Below are 15,763 nucleotides of genomic sequence, written 5' to 3'. Positions count from 1 at the left end.
CTATGAGTTCTCATTTCATGGACAACATGGCCACGGAAATCCGTATTACTGGCCGCATCTTGCAGGAAACCTGGGGCGGAGTTACTCGCACCGGCTGGATGAATTTGATTATTGTGGTAACCATGGCCTCTATCCTCAGTATTTTTGGTACTTTGTCGGTATTTGTGCTGGAAACCCAGTTGTTTGTGGAAAATATTGGTTCGGCCCTCAAAATTTCGGTGTATGCCAAGGATGGTCGGAATATTCGTGATCTACAGGCGGAAATCATTCAGTTGCCCACGGTGAAGAACGTGGAACTGGTAACCAAGGAAGATGCCTGGGCCGATATGAAAAAAAGCTATCAGGTCCCTGATATCCAAAACCCGCTGCCCAATACATTTCATGTGCAGGTGAAAGATCAGGAGCAGATTAAACCCACCGTGGAAAAACTGAAAACGCTGGCCGGGGTGGAAGAAGTGACATTTGCCAAAACGGTGCTGGAAAAGCTGCAAGGGGTGTCCCGCATTACGTCGGTGGTGGGGTTGGTGGTTAGTATCTTTTTAGGAACGCTTACCTTTTTTATTATCAGTAATACCATTCATTTGCTCATTGAGGCCAGAGGCCGTGAAATTGAGATTATGCGGATGATGGGGGTGGGAAACTGGTATATTCGTTTGCCTTTCCTCTTGCAGGGAGCCTGTTATGGCTTGGTGGGGGCTTGTATTGCCTTGCTTCCTCTGAGTGCTGCGCAGCACTACATAGCCCAGCTGTTTAATTATTTTCAGTTTTCAACCAGTAATTACAGTTTTAGCGTGGTGATGCTGGTGTTGTTTTTAATGGGTATTATTGTGGGCAGTGGCGGGGCGGCCACCTCTACCCGTAAATATCTGCGAATTTGATGAAATGCCCGCTTTGCAATGCTCTTTTTTCAATGCAAACCTGCGCTTTTCACTTGCTGAAACCCCAATGATGACATATGATTTTTTGTGGTGAGAACTGTTTTTGCAGCTTTTGCGAAGGTGGGTCAATGGACTCAAAATGCCCGTCCATCTATTTGATAAGGCCTATCTCACCTCTCAATCGGTGGCTTTGTCGGCTTTGTCCGTAATGTAGCCCTTATGAACAACCAGTATTAGTAGATTTAAGTAGCAGGAATAACGCTCATGACCCACCCCGTCCCCCCGGAACTCAATCCGAAATCCGATTTGGAGACAGCACAGTCGTCCAGCCCAACCTTGTGGTATCTGCAGTACTGGCCTGCCATTCTGGTTGGATTGTTATTAAGTATGGGCATTATTGGTTTAAGTGCCGAGCAGGTTCCGGCCTTTGCCATTTGGTTGCCACCTGTATTGGCGGTGGTGCTGTTGCTGGTGGCCATTATTACTGCCCCTCGCGTGAAAAAACCTCAAGAAACCCCTTGGGATAAGCGGGAGCGGGAAGCCGCCTTGTTGGCTCCCAAAGTGCCTCAGGCTGAGGTTTCGGAAACCACCACGCCAGCGGCTGATGCTGAGGCCACGATTGTTGAAGCGGCCCCGGCTCCTAAGGCTGCCCCGGCCGCTATTGTGGCGGGCGATGTTGATGTTCTGGTCTTGTGGGGTTCTGAAACCGGAACCGCCCAAGGCTTGGCTGAAATGACCGAAAATAAGTTGAAAGACGCTGGCAAGACGGCCCGCGCGGTGAGCATGGGCAGCGTAAAGCTGGAGCAATTGCCCGGTTTCAACAAAGTGTTGATTTTAACCAGCACCTGGGGCGATGGAGAGCCGCCGGCCAACGCCATTGATTTGTGGGAAGCTTGCCAAAAGCAAAAAGTAGACATGAGCAAAACGGGCTTTAGCGTGTTATCGCTGGGTGATACGGCTTATCCCGAATTTTGCAAATGCGGCAAGGATTTTGACGCATTTCTGGAAAAAATGGGCGCTCAGCGCATTTACCCCCGTGTGGACTGCGATTTGAACTACGAGGCCAACTTTGACAAGTGGCTCTCGGGTGTGCAACAAGCACTGGGATAAGCGCTTTAGGCGCATCGCACTGGCTTTAAAAACCGCTTTCCGCTTTGTAGGGAAGCGGTTTTTTTCAGGCTTCTGGAACCCCCTTTTGCTTGAGAGAGAAACTTGTTTCTGATAGTGTGGTACTACAAAGTGCATACTGAAAAGGCTGACTGAAAACCGTCATGAGCACCACTGATATCCCTCGCAAAGTGTATATGGAAACCTTGGGCTGCCAGATGAACTTCAATGATTCTGAAGTGATGCTGGGCCTGCTAAAAAACGAGGGGTTTGAGCGGGTGGAAGATCGCTTGCAGGCCGATTTACTGATTGTGAACACCTGCCAGATTCGAGGTTCAGCGGAAGACAAAGCCTTTAGCTATTTGGGGCGTTGGGGCAAGTTGAAGGCCAAAAATCCCCGCATTAAAATTGCCATGGCCGGTTGTGTTTCTCAGCAGAATAAAGAGAGCATTTTCAAGCGCGCCCCTTATGTCGACATTGTATTTGGCACCCAAAACATTCACGAGTTGCCCGAGCTGGTGCGCAAGGCCTTTGATGGCGAGAGTAACCTGCTGGCTGTGGATCGTCAGAAGCCACGCAGCACCTATGACTATATCAACGATATTACGCCGGTGCGGGACAGCGATATTTCCGCCTGGGTTACCATTATTGAAGGCTGCGATTATTTTTGCACCTATTGCGTTGTGCCTTACACCCGAGGTCGTCAAATCAGCCGCTCGCCGGAATCTATTATTCGGGAAGTGCTGCAACTGGCTGCCAATGGCTTTAAAGAGATTACCTTGCTGGGCCAAACCGTGGATTCCTACGGGAAAGATTTTACAGAGCGTGAGTACGGGTTGGCCGAATTGTTGCATGAACTGAGTGAAATTGAAGGCATTGAGCGCATTCGGTTTATGACCTCGCACCCGCTGGATCTGACCGATCGTATCATTCAGGCGGTGGCCGATTTGCCCAAGGTGATGGAGTATATCCATATCCCCATGCAGGCGGGCGATGATGAAATTTTAGCCCGCATGAAACGGGGATATACCTCTCAGCAGTACTACGATTTGGTTCAAAAAATTTATGACAAAGTACCCAATGTGGCCGTGAGTGGCGACTACATAGTTGGTTTTCCGGGTGAAACGGACGAGCAGTTCCGTCGCACGGTGGAATCAGTGGCCTTGTCGGGTATTCACAACGCCAATACGGCGGCTTATTCTCCTCGTAAACAAACCCCTGCCGCCATTTGGGAAGCTCGGGGTGAGGAAATCCCGGAAGCCGTCAAAGAAGAGCGGCTGCAAATTTTAATTGCAGCCATTCGGGCTCAATCTCTCAAAATGAACGTGCCGTATGTGGGCCAATCGGTTGAAATTCTGGTGGAAGGCAAAAGCAAGCGCAATCCTAGCCGTTTAACCGGGCGCACTCGCAGCAATAAAGTGGTGAACTTTGATACCCCTTTTAGCGAAGATGAGCTAGTGGGCACCTTGGTTCAGGTTCGAATCAATGAGGCGCTACCCTTTTCTTTGCTGGGTGAAATGGTTTGCGTTACAGCGGAAGTGAATTAGCGGGACAAAAGTTGTAGAGATGGCTGCTTGAGGAGATGAGAGCGTGAGCGAAACAGTGCGTGCTTATGTGGCTTTGGGGAGTAATATGGGCGAACGGGTGCTTCAGGTGCGTCAGGCCATTGGCTTGCTGCAGGCCCATGGGGCCATTCGCCTGCGGCAAATTTCCCAGTTTTTGGAAACCGAGCCGGTGGGCATTCAGGAAGAACGAGATCCTCAGTGGTTTGTGAACGCGGTGGTGGGCATTGATACCGAGTTCAGCCCTTCTCAGTTGCTATCGGTTTGCCTGTCTATAGAGCGGCAACTGGGCCGCACCAGAGATCAAAATACGCCTGTCAACGGCTATTTATCCCGCACCATGGATATTGATATTTTATTTTATGGCGATCAAATCATTAGCGAACCCGGATTAGAAGTGCCTCACCCTCGCTTGCACCAGCGATTTTTTGCGCTGACTCCCATGGTGGATGTGGCGCCCGCCTTCATTCACCCGGTATTGGGGTTGAGCATTCGGGAACTGTATGACACTTTGAAACAGGCTGAATCCAGCAACACCCCTCAGTTAACGGGTGCCCCGTCTTAAATCGGTAAAGCCGGGAAGTGGCATGGGAAGCGGGAGTTGATTTCCGCCCGGGTGACAGGCGTTGCTGATGACGGGCTGGCTAATTATTAACCGGAAAGCTCAATAATGGTTTTGCCATCCCCGCCCTGGGTGGCCTGTGCCGGGTAATGCCGTTTTACATAGCCGGAACTGGCCAAGTACTGGCGAATCTGTTTTTTGAGAGCGCCGGTGCCTAGCCCGTGTACAATGGCCACCGCTTGATACCCGGCTAAAATGGCCTCATCCAGAAACTTTTCCACCTGCAACATGGCATCATCGGCCCGCTGGCCTCGAACATCGCAACTTAAGCTGGGGTCCAGCGGCTCATCCAGTACGGAGGCCCCTTCATCCACCCGCCGTTTACGCTCTAGATTTTTGGCTTTGGGCTGCTGTTTTTGGGGCAATCGGGATTTGTAAGGGCGTTCCAAATCGGAGACTGGCACCGTCATCCGCAAAATGCCCACTTGCAGGGTCACTTCCTTGGCTTCTGCGGCAATGGCGATGATTTCCCCGGTTACTTCCATCTGGCGGCTGGTGACGGTTTCTCCCATTTTTAAGTCCGCCACTTTCAGGCGCACCACGTCCCCAATGCTTTCCCGGCTATCGGCAAAGGCTTCATCCGCTTTTTTGCCCATGTCTCGCAATTTGCCAGCCATTTTTTCGGGATATTTGACCTGCCCCTGTAAAAAGGCTTTTCGCATTTCTTTCAGCTGGTTTTCCAGATCGTGAATGCGCCCTTTCAGGCTGGTTTGAAATTGTTTGAGCGCCTGACGTTTATCGGCTTCCAGCTTTTGTCGCTCGTACTCCAGTTTTTCATAGGTTTCCTGGGCTTCCAGCCGGTAGGAGCGGGCTCGTTGAAGTTCATCTTCCAATTGTCGGTTGCGGGTTTCCAGTTCTTGCAACAGTTCCGATGATTCTCGCACCGGCGCGCTTAGCCCCGCTCGGGCCCTGCGAATGACGGTGTCCTTCAGTCCCAGTTTTTCGGCAATGGTAATGGCGTTACTGGCGCCGGGAACCCCAATCATCAAGCGATAGGTGGGGCTCAGGGTTTCGGCGTCAAATTCCACGCTGGCGTTCACAAAGCCGGTATGCTGGTGGGCATCCAGTTTTAGTTCGCCCAAGTGGGTGGTTACAATGGTTAAAGCGCCCTTGCGGTAAAGCTCATCCAGCACCGCTTTGGCCAGGGCGGCCCCTTCGGCGGGATCGGTGCCAGCGGCAATTTCATCAATCAGCACCAGGCCTTGGCTTAAATTTGTTTCATCAGCCAAAAATGCTTTTAGGCGATGGATATGCGCTGAAAAGGTGGAGAGGCTTTGGGCTATGCTTTGTTGATCCCCAATATCCACCAACACCTCTGTGAATTCAGACATGCGAGAGTGTTCGGCCACCGGCAAGTGCAAGCCTGCACGCAACATACAGGCGAACAGTCCCACGGTTTTCAGTAACACGGTTTTGCCGCCGGTCTTGGGACCGGTCACCACCATAGTGCGCAGGCCATCCAGACCCAGCTGAATATCGTTAGCCACCACTTTAATCAGCGATTGCTTGCGGGTTTGCAGCACCAACAAAGGGTGCCGAGCCTGTTTAAGATCAATAAGCTGTTCACTCTGAACCAGGGTGACCGGGTTGCCACTTAGCAAACGACTGAGCCTTGCGCCCGCCAACCGGCGATCCAGCTTGCCCAAGGCGTCAATCAGGGTTTGCAGCGCTTCCCAGTGTCCTTGTAAATAAAGAGACAGCTGCTTGAGAATGCGCTCGATTTCTTTTTGTAAATCGGCTTGAATGCCTTGTAAGGCGTTGTTAATGGTCACCAGCACCTGCGGTTCCACATACACGGTGGAGCCGGTGGAGGAGGCCCCGTGAATGACACCGGGCAGCTTGTTTTTGTATTCCGCCTTCACCGGGAACACGGAGCGGCCATCCCGCTCGGTTAAGGTGGCGCTTTGCAGGGCTTGGGCATAGTCGGGGTTTTGTAAAAAGTGCTGAATTTTTTGCTGCATGGCCTGCTTCTGATGGCGCAGCTTCTGGCGTAGGCTGAACAGTTCCGGGCTGGCGGAATCCTTGATATTGCCGTCGCTTTCCACAAAGGTGGATAGGTAATCCAGTACTTCATCCGGGATCACGGACTCATCCAGCAGGGCGGACAAGAACTCCAGTTGGCTTTCACTTCGCAAACTGCGAGAGAAATGACGCAGTAAGCGCCCGCCCAGCTCCAGTACCCGCATAATGGCCCGGACTTCCTGTAGGTTCAGGTACCCTTCCTTGGCCAATCGTTTAATGGGAGAGCCAATATCGGGCAGGCCGGTATCGCTAATCACATCCCCGTAACGGATCAGCAGGGTTTTTAAGCCATCCACATCTTGCTGATGGGCGGTGATGGCCTCGGCATTGGGCAAAAATGGCTGAGCTTCCCATTCCTGAATGCCATAAGGCGTCAAGCACTCATGGAGAAGCTGATCAAACAGCGCTGGCCATTCCAGTAAATCAAGCGAATCCTGCATAGACCCTGATTGTCTCAATGACAGCCTCGGGCCGCAAGTTCTTCATACAAGCAAAATCATGGCGGCACGGTTTTTCCAGTCCACAAGGGCGACAGGCCAAGGGTTCTTGTACAATGCGGGCATCCACCGGCCCCCATTTCCGGTCGTTCATGGGGCCAAATAGGGCCACCACAGGCACCCCCACCGCTGCTGCCATATGCAAGGTGCCAGAATCCACGCCCACCGCCAAGTGCATTTGTTTCAACAGGGCCATGCTCTCTAACAACGACAGTTGACCGCAGTGAATATGGGCCCTCTTGCGGTAGGCCGATAAAATTTCTTCTTTCAGACGCTCGTAATGGGTGGCGTCTGAGGCAGCCCCTAAAAAATGTACATGGCAATCTTTTCGAGACAGGAGCCATTCCACCATCAGTTTGGCATGCTTATCCGGCCATTGCTTGGCGGTGTTGGAGCTGGTGAGGTGAACCACCACATGCCGTCTGGCGGAAGGGTCTTCTTCCTTGATTTTACGAAGAATGTCTGTGGCGACAGCTGTTTCCGGCTCTCCCCACCAACTTTCCAAATGGCGATCGGTAACCGGAATATTAACCACTTTCAGTAAGGACAAAAAGCTGTCAATTTCATGCTCGTTTTTGCGATAAGGCACCCGTTGGGTGAGCAGCAGGCCCCGGCCTTCGGTGTTAAAGCCAATGCGTTCCGGGATACCCGCCAAAAAGGCCAGCGCCGCAGAAGAAAAAGATCGTTTCAGCACAAAGGCGGTATCGTATTGCCGCTCTCGCAACAGCGATACATAGTGCCAGAATGATTTTTTGGAGCCTGCCCCATTTTCATAGCGATGCTTACGGGTGGTGTCAAACCAGATGAGTTCGTTAATATAGGGGCAATCTCGTAATACTTCTCCGGAATTGGGAGCCACCAGCATATCAATTTGGGCATCGGGGTAAGCGGCCCGCAGGTTTCGCAAAAAGGGAATGGTCAGTATGGTATCCCCGATAAACCGATACCGGATCACTAAAATTTTCTGCCGTGCTTTACCGATTGGATGACTGGACATGCCCCGCTCCTGAATAAATATGACCGTGTATCTGGGTAATAAACTCATCGTAAAACCATCGCCCGTCCAGCATAGGAACCATTTGCAGGGTATAGACCCTATCCTGAACGGATTCCGGCAACAGACGGCGTAATTTGGTTAAATCTTTATCGGTGGTCACCAGTATGGGATTTTGTGGCTGTTGTTGGGCTAAATAAGCCAAAATATCATCCACATTAGCAGAGGTATAAACATGGTGATCCTCAAACTGGAAGTGCTTTAGCACTTTTAAGCCCAGCGCCCGCAAATCTTTTTCAAACTGACCCGATTGGGCCAACGCCGAAAACGCAATGGTGGGGCGGTTGATAAATTTCGTTAAGCTGGTGTTATGGCTTTGCAACGATTTGAAATCGGCCATGGGCCTTAACCCCACCGGCTGAAAGGGGATGGGCATAATCTGAATGGGCGCCTTGGGCGGAATGGGGCCATATTGCCGCACCCAGTTTTCCACCGTTTCCATGCTGGTTTGGCTTACGGCTTTGGTGACAAAGATGAGGTTGGCTCTGGCAATTTCCCGCAGTGGTTCTCGAATGGGGCCTACCGGCAAGGGAAACCCATTGCCCAGCAGGCGTTGGCCATCAATCAGCAGAATATTCATATCCCGCTCCAGTTGAACATGCTGATAGCCATCATCCAGAATGACATAGTCCGGGCGGTAATCATGCAAGGCCCGCCGTAAGTTCTGTACCCGGTTTTTGCCCACAATCACAATGGCTTCCGGCACCTGCTCCTGAATCAGGTAGGCTTCATCTCCGTAACGAGGATCCAGCGCACGGGAGTAGGCGATTTTCTCTTCCGCCCCATAACCCCGAGATAGAATGACCACGGTTTTTCCCGACTGTACCAGCCCCTTGGCAATGGCAATCACTATGGGGGTTTTGCCGGTACCACCCGTGGTTAAATTGCCAATACTAATCACCGGTACCGGGGCTTGGTAGGATTTCAGCAATCCATACTGATAGGCGGTTAGCCGGATTCTGACCGCCAGTTCATAAAACAGGCTGAATGGCAGCAGCGGCCACAGCCAGGGGCTGGGTATTTTTCCTGGCTGATAGTGCTGGCGAGTCATCCAAAGTTTGAAAGACATCAATTCGGCCTTATTTTTTTTGATGGCACTAACCCGACCGGCCATACTCCAGAGCCTGGTGGGGTGGCTGAGTCGCTTGTTTTATTGAGATGGGTGGCTTCCGGTTGCGCTCAATAACGGTAGTAACCATTACAATAGTTGGATGCAACCCCATTATCGTTTATTAGCCAATACAAAACAACAATACCGGGAAATGTTGCGTCAGGCGGCCCTTTCGCTGGAATCCCAATTGTTGAGCCTAAAGGCGCACTATGCATGCGCCGGTTGTCCCGGTGGTAAGGATGGCGTAGTCTCCACCTTCAATGAGGCCCTGCGACCCACACATCAAGGCTGTGGCTTTCGGGCTTGGCAGCAGGAAGTGCTGCGGGTGCTGGAGCAGGAAATCGGGCTGGAAATTTTAAATAAACTGCAACAGATAGAAACCTACAAAAACACGTTCAGTTGCCATATGTGCGGTGCCTGTTGCCGCATGGCCAGTACCGATGCGGATTACCCCACCTTGCGTTCGCGGGCGGAGGCGGGGGATGAATTTGCTCGGCAGTTTACTTCTGTGTTTTTGCCATACGCCTCTCGGCAAAAAGCACGGGAAAAAGCTCCTGAGATTGTGGCCGCCGCTTTGGCTGAGGCCGGGGAAGAGGCCTCAGGCGAGGAATCGATCTTTTTTTACCATTGCCCTTATGTGGGAGAAGACAATCGCTGTACGGTTTATGGCACGGATAAACGACCCGCTCTGTGCCAAAGTTATCCTGAAACGCCTTTATCGTTTGTGTATGAAAAATGCGCCTGGAAACCGTGGAAAAATGAAACGCATGCCGATACCCTGCTGGCCCATGCTTTGCTGGCCCTGTGTACGGATTGGTGCCAGCAGTTAAAGCGGGCGCTCCATTCTCCCGTTTAAGTCCCCCGGTTAATGCGGTTGTTTGGTGGTGGGTTTTTGGGAAGGCTCTGGTGCGGGCTGCGTGGCGCTTTGGGTTGCAGAGTCGGAGAGGCGTTGGGTGGCTTTGGTTAATTCCAACGTGAGGGCCTGAGGGTTCCAGCCCGCTTGCAAGGCAATGCCATTGGCCTGTGGCAAGGGCAATTGGCCCAGCGCTTGTTGCAAAAGGCCTCCCAATTGATTTTGGGTTTCCAGAATTTTTAGATCGGTTTGTTGAGCGGCCTGCATGATTTTTGAATACTGCGTTTCTGAAAATACGCCCTGTTGAATCAAGGATTCATGGCGCAAAGCGAGCAACTGGCGCAGGGTTTGCAAGTAATTAAACCGCAGCGTCGAAAATGGAGGGGGCGTTGGTAAATTTTCCAGTTCACGATAAAACTGGCGCTGCTGCCGGTCGGCGGTTTGCATGAAGTGAATGCACTGTTTCAGCGCTTCCAGGCGGCTGATGGTAAATTGGTTGCCTTTGGCGTGTAAGTTCAGCCGGGTGTTGTTGATGGCCCGGTTGCTGTTTTCAATTTGCGCGTTTAGCGCCACAAATTGCACCAGATAATCGTGTGCATCCGGGGATAGTTGCAGGGTGGCGGGCGGTTTTTTCCCAGCCACTTGCCGTTGTTCCATCAACCGGCGTAGGGCTTGAGAGGCTGCGTGACTGGAGGCATCCGCTTTGTAGGCTTGCTGGTAATAGTCCATGGCTTCAGCCTCTCGACCCTGCTCTTCCGCCAATTGGCCCAAGGTGGTCAGCGTGTCTGGATCGTTGGGCAGTAAAATCAGGGCTGTTTTCAAAGCGGCTTGGGCGGGCTGGTATTGACCTGTGTAAAACAAGGCTTTTCCCCTTAGCCAGTGGGCGGGGCCATTCAACGGGTTTTCGCTGAGCACTTGATTGGTATAGCTCAGGGCCTCCTCCGCCCGGTTTTTCCCCAGCAAATCGTGGCCCAGGGTGAGGGTGAGCGTCTCGTTTTCAGAAAAATCGGTGGATTGACGAATCCCTGTTTTCAAGGCGTTTTCAGCTTTTTGTTGAAAAATATTGGCATTTTGAGGCCCTGTAGGCGGTTTTTGCCACAGCGCCTGATCGGCCATGCGTTGGTAAATTTCAAAAAGCGTTTCATAGCCATCGCCATTCGCCGGATTCAGGGCAACGGCCTTTTGGGCCATGGCCAGTGCCGGTTCATAGGCACGTATCCGCATTTGATACTGGGCCAGCAGGTGGGCCGCCAAATGATGGTGGTTGCTCAGCGTGGTTAATTGATTTTGGTGGGCTTTCAAATATGCCCAGTCAAATTGCGCCAGCGCCGTTTGATAGCGATACATCAAGGCTTCCGGCTCGCCCGGTTGAAGGGCGAGGGCGTTTTCCAGGGCTTGCTGGGCCTCTTGGGTGCGGTGCTGAAGGGCCAGCCCTTTGCCAATATGCAGCCAGCCTTGGGGATCTTTGGGGTTTCGGCTGATACGGGCGGCGCCGGTGGCCATGTGCAGTTTGCCTTCCAGATGGGAAACCCAGGGCTTGGATCGGGCAAACGGTTGGCCGCTTAAGCTTTTGATGGCCCGTTGATAAGCTTGCGCTGCTTCTTCATAATAAGCGCCTTGATTTTTTGGGTTTGGATTTTCCATTAAAAAATCGCCCAGGCTTTCGGCGCTTTGAAAGTCATTGGGGTTGATGCTTAAAGCGGTTTTGAAAGCCTGAACGGCTGGCGAACCCGAGCAGCTTTCTCCCAATCCCCGGTAGGCCGGAAAGAAGGCTCCTATGTTTTGCTGGGTGAGTGCCTGAAATTGCTGGCAAGCCGAGGCGCTAGCCCCTTGATAGTGCTGGGCGATGGCCTGCTCAAAGCGCTCTGCCAAAGCGGGGGGCAGTTCCGTTTCTGGCAGTCCCGCCCGCATCCAGTTGGCCACCAGGGGGGCCAGCGTTTCATCCTGTATTTGGGCTTGGGTAAATGCCTGTTTGGCCAAGTGGTATTGTCCTACAGCCAGTAAGCGCTCCCCCATTTGATACAAGGCAACCGGATGCCGCACTTTGCTAAGCGATTGGGTGAAGGCCTGTCTGGCTTGTGTTGACAGCCCTTTGCTCTGGGCTTCCATGCCGCTGGTAAAAAGGCCTTCAGCGCTATCCGGCGATAAGGCGGCGGGAGGCAAATCAACCCGAAAATGCTGGATGGCCTGTTTGGAAAGCGCCTGTATATCCATGCGCTCAATGTCCAGTTTGGCAATGTGCAGGGCGGTGGCGCCGCTGTTTTGGGGAATGCTTAATACGCTTTGGGTGGGCGATAGGGCTTTCACCACATCCAGCCGCACTTTTCCCATGATGTTGGTCACCCGCTCAGTCAGATGAATTAAATCGCCGGGTGCGGAAAGGGGGCTATCGGCCAGTTTAATATGGGTGGCATCGGTTAAGGGTTCCGGGTTGGTGGCATCCAGCGGCACCCAGTCTCCTTGATTCGGGTTGCCAATATAGGCTTCCGTCCACATGTGAAACACAAATTTCCCAAGCTCAGATCCCGGCTCCTGCAGATAAATCAGCCCAATGGCCACTCGAGACGGAATTCCCACCGCCCGCAGCAGGGCCGCTAGTAATACGGCATGCTCGGTGCAATCGCCTTGTTGGCGTTGCAGGGTTTCCTGAGCGGAGGCAAACCCCAGGGTTAAATCCTTGTAGGCAATATTGCGATAGACCCATTCTCGTAACTGCTGGGCGGCGTAATAGGCCCGTTTTTCCTGGCCGGTTATGGTAAGTGCGGTTTGATCCAGTTGGGGATCGTTCACCTGTAAATAGGGCGTGGCTTTTAAAAAAGTGGGATCAAACTGAATGGGAAAAGGGGCCAAGGCATCTGCCGGTTGCTGGCTACGCACTTGTAAATGCAGGGTGTTAGCGCCATCGCCTTTCACGCCGGGAACCTGTTTTTGCATCAAGCTTTCCGGAAATTCAGCCTGCAAATGAATGGATTGCCCAGCCAGCGGCGACAGTTTATACAACGCCTCATGGGTCATTCGGGCTTGGGGAATGGTGGCGCTCATCACCGCCGAGGCGTTTACCAAATCGATGGTTTGACGATCAATTTCGCGCACTTGCCGCTGAGAGGCATACACCATTTCCATGCCGCCCAGCCCCACGGTTTGAGACTTGTAGAGCTTGCCTTGGGCGTCTCGCCACTCGTAAATTTTTTGAGGGTTATCCGCTGCCGTACTTAGCTCAAACTTGCGGACGGGCTTGGATTCTCCCGTGGCCAAGGCCAGTTTTTCCCGGTGCAGGGTTTTAACGGCGGTGTTGACCACTTGGGGCTGAACCCCCAGATGCAAGGTTTGATAGGAGAAGGCAGCGCCCGGTTTATCCCCGTAGTGCTGGCGGTAAATCTGCTTGATGCCTTCTCCGCCGGGAAACAAAAAGTCCGCTCCGGCCGGGGCCTGCCCGGTGGTTTCGGTGTTTTCCCGCAGCAGGCGCATATCAAGGGCGTTGTTGTTCAGTTGGCCGTGGGCCTCTATCAGGGGTTGTTCGCCCAAATCGTAGCGATAACTAAAGCGCAGCGCCTTGTGGGCTTGGGGGCTTTCCACAAACCGGCTGAGGGAGTTTACCTCAAACGGGCTGCCTTGCCGGGTGAAGTGATTGACGTGACTGACCTCGGTGACCGTGCCAGCCTGATCGCCCACCGCCGGGTAGCTGTGAATGCCCACCTTGCCAATCACTTGCCCATTGGCCTTCAGGGTGTACCAGTCGGTTTCTGCCCAAACTGCCCCCGGAAGGGCTACACCCAACCACAGGCTAAGCGTTAGGCTAACGCTGGTTTGAAAAGGGCCATATTGCATGCGCACTCACGAATCCCGATTGCTGTGGGTTATCCAGTTCCCGGAAATACCTTCAGCTTACAGAATTTCCCCCCTCCCGCCATCGGAAGGATGGAGGAGCCTGCATGGTTTGTGAGCGCTCGCTTTTAAACCGCCACGGCCAACTCCAGAGAGGCGGCGTAGGCGGCGATTTCATCCAGAATGGCGTGGACTTCTTGCAGGGTGCTGACACTGGTGAGGCGGCTACGGTAGCCGCTGGCACCGGGGAAACCCTTCACGTAATCGGTCAGGTGGCGGCGCATTTCTTTTACACCGGTCACTTCACCCCGATAATCCACCAGCAGGCGGGCATGCTCATAAGCGCTTTCCAATCGAAGTTTGATATTGGGGGCTTCGACCGGCTTGCCGGTTTTCAGGGCTTCATCAATCCCGCCAATCAGCCAGGGTTGGCCTTGAGTGCCCCGGCCAATCATTACCCCATCCACCCCGTAGGTGTTCATCACATGCAAAGCGTCTTCCATGGACACAATATCGCCATTGGCAATCACAGGAATGCTGAGGGCTTCCTTCAGCTCGCCAAAGGCTTCCCACTTGCAGCCCGGTTTATAGCCCTGAGCGCGGGTTCGGGCATGCAAAGTGACCATGCTGGCCCCGGCGTCCTGACACATTTTGCCAAATTCCAGATAGTTCATGGTTTCACTGTCCCAGCCCAGACGGAACTTCACGGTAACCGGGGTGGGGGTGCCATCTTGCTCCAGCGCTTTAACCAGCGAGGAAATGAGCTTGTAGGCCAGGTCCGGCTCTTTCATCAGGGCGCAGCCTTCAAAGTTGCCGGTAATTTTTTTAACCGGACAGCCCATATTAATGTCTAGCGTATCGGGCTGTTTGTCTCGAATAATGGCACGGGCCGCTTCTAGCAGCACTTCTTCCCGATGGGCCGCCAATTGGTAGGCAATGGGTTGATCGACAATCGTTTTATCCAGAATGGGGGCGTCAAAGCGCTTGGAGTACACCAGCCCGTTAGAGCTGATCATCTCGGTGCAAATCAGCGAGTCTGGCGCCCAACGGCGTACCAGACCCCGAAATACCACATCGGTCACACCGGCCATGGGGGCCAAAATAACCCGGCTGTTCACGGAAACAGACCCAATTTGCAGGGGCGTGGAAAAAACAGAGTTTGGAGAATTTGCAATCATGGGGAAAGGGGCTCAACTTCTGTACAGAAAATGCGTCTATGGTTAGATATATCATATCTAAAACCGGAGGCGTCTAAAAATGCTTGGTATTACCCCTGAAATCAATGAGGCCACTAAGGTCAATCCGATGACTCCAGAGAAAGAGGACCGCTGTTTAAAAGCGGCCAAACAGGCTGCTTTGGTGGCCGGAAAAATCCAGATGGCCTCCTTTGGTAAAGTGATTCAGGTGGATATCAAAGGCACCAGCATTGATCTGGTAACGGCGGTGGATAAAGAGTGCGACGCGGCCATTGTGGATGTGTTGCGTAAAGCCTGCCCCGATATCTTGTTTGTAACTGAAGAAACCTTTCAGGAAGGCCAGTCCATCGATCTGTCCAATACCTGGGTGGTGGATCCGCTGGATGGCACTACCAATTACGCCCATGGTTTCCCGCACTTTGCGGTGTCTATCGCTTATTTCTTTGAAGGGGTGCCTCAAATCGGGGTGGTGTACGACCCTTTAAAAAAAGAGATGTTTTACGCCCTGAAAAACCGAGGGGCTTTTCTGAACGATCAGCCTGTTTTTGTGAGTAAAAACCGGGTTCATACCCTGGATCACGCCTTGCTGGCAACGGGGTTCCCTTACGATATCGCCACTTCCTCCATGAATAATATTGATCACTTTCAGCGGATTGCCCCGAAGTGCCACGGGGTTCGGCGTCCCGGAGCGGCGGCGCTGGATTTGGCCTATGTGGCCAGTGGCCGATTGGATGCCTTTTGGGAACTCAAGCTTTCGGTGTGGGATATCGCCGCAGGCATTTTGCTGGTAGAAGAAGCCGGTGGGTTGGTGACCAACCCAACCGGTGGCGCGGTGCCTTATGGCGATCGGCGCATTCATCTGGTGGGCAGTAACGGAAACGGACTGCATCAGGAAATTCAGGCCCTATTGGGCGAAGATGCCTGAGGTTCGTTGTGAAACGTTTCGGCTGCTTAACACCCCGGCTTCGGGCCATTGGGCTGCGTGGGATGCTTGCGGTATAATACGGCTCATTCATCTTTAAAATGCTTTGGAGAA

The 15,763-nt window shown here is 52.8% G+C and carries 11 protein-coding genes; 6 read left to right on the top strand and 5 right to left on the bottom strand.

Annotation, left to right across the window (positions count from 1 at the left end):
• Positions 1-2 precede the first annotated feature (2 nt).
• The 4 genes from ACEW81_RS06525 (at position 3) to folK (ending at position 4,112) form a co-directional block, all read left to right on the top strand.
• A complete protein-coding gene (locus ACEW81_RS06525; protein WP_373532163.1) occupies positions 3-878 on the top strand; it encodes a cell division protein FtsX in 876 nt (291 codons plus the stop codon).
• Between the two features lie 264 nt (positions 879-1,142).
• A complete protein-coding gene (locus ACEW81_RS06520) occupies positions 1,143-1,988 on the top strand; it encodes a flavodoxin domain-containing protein (RefSeq protein ID WP_373532162.1) in 846 nt (281 codons plus the stop codon).
• A 161-nt stretch (positions 1,989-2,149) separates the two neighbouring features.
• Positions 2,150-3,532 carry a tRNA (N6-isopentenyl adenosine(37)-C2)-methylthiotransferase MiaB gene (gene miaB / locus ACEW81_RS06515; protein ID WP_373532161.1) on the top strand — a complete coding sequence of 461 codons (1,383 nt, stop codon included), beginning with the start codon at positions 2,150-2,152 and terminating at the stop codon, positions 3,530-3,532.
• A gap of 43 nt (positions 3,533-3,575) precedes the next feature.
• Positions 3,576-4,112, top strand: coding sequence for a 2-amino-4-hydroxy-6-hydroxymethyldihydropteridine diphosphokinase (gene folK / locus ACEW81_RS06510; protein WP_373532160.1), 537 nt, complete (start codon positions 3,576-3,578; stop codon positions 4,110-4,112).
• A gap of 86 nt (positions 4,113-4,198) precedes the next feature.
• On the opposite strand, the gene ACEW81_RS06505 is transcribed toward folK, so the two are convergent.
• The 3 genes from ACEW81_RS06505 to lpxK are packed head-to-tail and all read right to left on the bottom strand — an operon-like array spanning position 4,199 to position 8,811.
• A complete protein-coding gene (locus ACEW81_RS06505) occupies positions 4,199-6,631 on the bottom strand; it encodes an endonuclease MutS2 (protein WP_373532159.1) in 2,433 nt (810 codons plus the stop codon).
• Positions 6,615-7,685 carry a lipopolysaccharide heptosyltransferase II gene (gene waaF, locus ACEW81_RS06500; protein WP_373532158.1) on the bottom strand — a complete coding sequence of 357 codons (1,071 nt, stop codon included), beginning with the start codon at positions 7,683-7,685 and terminating at the stop codon, positions 6,615-6,617. Before waaF ends, ACEW81_RS06505 begins: the two co-directional genes overlap by 17 nt.
• Positions 7,663-8,811: a tetraacyldisaccharide 4'-kinase gene (gene lpxK, locus ACEW81_RS06495; RefSeq protein ID WP_373532157.1), complete on the bottom strand. Its 1,149-nt coding sequence runs from the start codon at positions 8,809-8,811 to the stop codon at positions 7,663-7,665. Before lpxK ends, waaF begins: the two co-directional genes overlap by 23 nt.
• Positions 8,812-8,953: 142 nt before the next feature.
• On the opposite strand from lpxK, the gene ACEW81_RS06490 reads away from it, so the two are divergent.
• Entirely contained in the window at positions 8,954-9,709 is a 756-nt protein-coding gene (locus tag ACEW81_RS06490; RefSeq protein WP_373532156.1) for a YkgJ family cysteine cluster protein, read from the top strand.
• Between the two features lie 9 nt (positions 9,710-9,718).
• Here the strand turns inward: ACEW81_RS06490 and ACEW81_RS06485 are convergent, their stop codons facing one another.
• Both ACEW81_RS06485 and dusB read right to left on the bottom strand, forming a co-directional pair.
• Complete coding sequence (locus tag ACEW81_RS06485) at positions 9,719-13,534, bottom strand: transglutaminase domain-containing protein (protein ID WP_373532155.1); 3,816 nt, start codon at positions 13,532-13,534, stop codon at positions 9,719-9,721.
• A 125-nt stretch (positions 13,535-13,659) separates the two neighbouring features.
• Positions 13,660-14,709 carry a tRNA dihydrouridine synthase DusB gene (gene dusB / locus ACEW81_RS06480; protein ID WP_373532154.1) on the bottom strand — a complete coding sequence of 350 codons (1,050 nt, stop codon included), beginning with the start codon at positions 14,707-14,709 and terminating at the stop codon, positions 13,660-13,662.
• A gap of 79 nt (positions 14,710-14,788) precedes the next feature.
• On the opposite strand from dusB, the gene ACEW81_RS06475 reads away from it, so the two are divergent.
• Positions 14,789-15,652, top strand: a complete 864-nt coding sequence (locus ACEW81_RS06475; protein WP_373532153.1) for an inositol monophosphatase family protein — start codon at positions 14,789-14,791, stop codon at positions 15,650-15,652.
• The last annotated feature ends 111 nt before the right edge of the window (positions 15,653-15,763 follow it).

The organism is Vampirovibrio sp., assembly GCF_041737375.1.
Lineage (GTDB): Bacteria > Cyanobacteriota > Vampirovibrionia > Vampirovibrionales > Vampirovibrionaceae > Vampirovibrio.
Note: the sequence above shows the minus strand (reverse complement) of the source record. Positions and strands in the feature narration are given on the sequence as shown.

What these genes read in the sequence shown, in the direction of transcription:
- ACEW81_RS06525 (WP_373532163.1), top strand. Translation starts at nt 3, where the DNA reads ATGAGTTCTCATTTCATGGACAACATGGCCACGGAAATCCGTATTACT.
- ACEW81_RS06520 (WP_373532162.1), top strand. Translation starts at nt 1,143, where the DNA reads ATGACCCACCCCGTCCCCCCGGAACTCAATCCGAAATCCGATTTGGAG.
- miaB (WP_373532161.1), top strand. Translation starts at nt 2,150, where the DNA reads ATGAGCACCACTGATATCCCTCGCAAAGTGTATATGGAAACCTTGGGC.
- ACEW81_RS06505 (WP_373532159.1), bottom strand. Translation starts at nt 6,631, where the DNA reads ATGCAGGATTCGCTTGATTTACTGGAATGGCCAGCGCTGTTTGATCAG.
- waaF (WP_373532158.1), bottom strand. Translation starts at nt 7,685, where the DNA reads ATGTCCAGTCATCCAATCGGTAAAGCACGGCAGAAAATTTTAGTGATC.
- lpxK (WP_373532157.1), bottom strand. Translation starts at nt 8,811, where the DNA reads ATGTCTTTCAAACTTTGGATGACTCGCCAGCACTATCAGCCAGGAAAA.
- ACEW81_RS06490 (WP_373532156.1), top strand. Translation starts at nt 8,954, where the DNA reads ATGCAACCCCATTATCGTTTATTAGCCAATACAAAACAACAATACCGG.
- ACEW81_RS06485 (WP_373532155.1), bottom strand. Translation starts at nt 13,534, where the DNA reads ATGCAATATGGCCCTTTTCAAACCAGCGTTAGCCTAACGCTTAGCCTG.
- dusB (WP_373532154.1), bottom strand. Translation starts at nt 14,709, where the DNA reads ATGATTGCAAATTCTCCAAACTCTGTTTTTTCCACGCCCCTGCAAATT.
- ACEW81_RS06475 (WP_373532153.1), top strand. Translation starts at nt 14,789, where the DNA reads ATGCTTGGTATTACCCCTGAAATCAATGAGGCCACTAAGGTCAATCCG.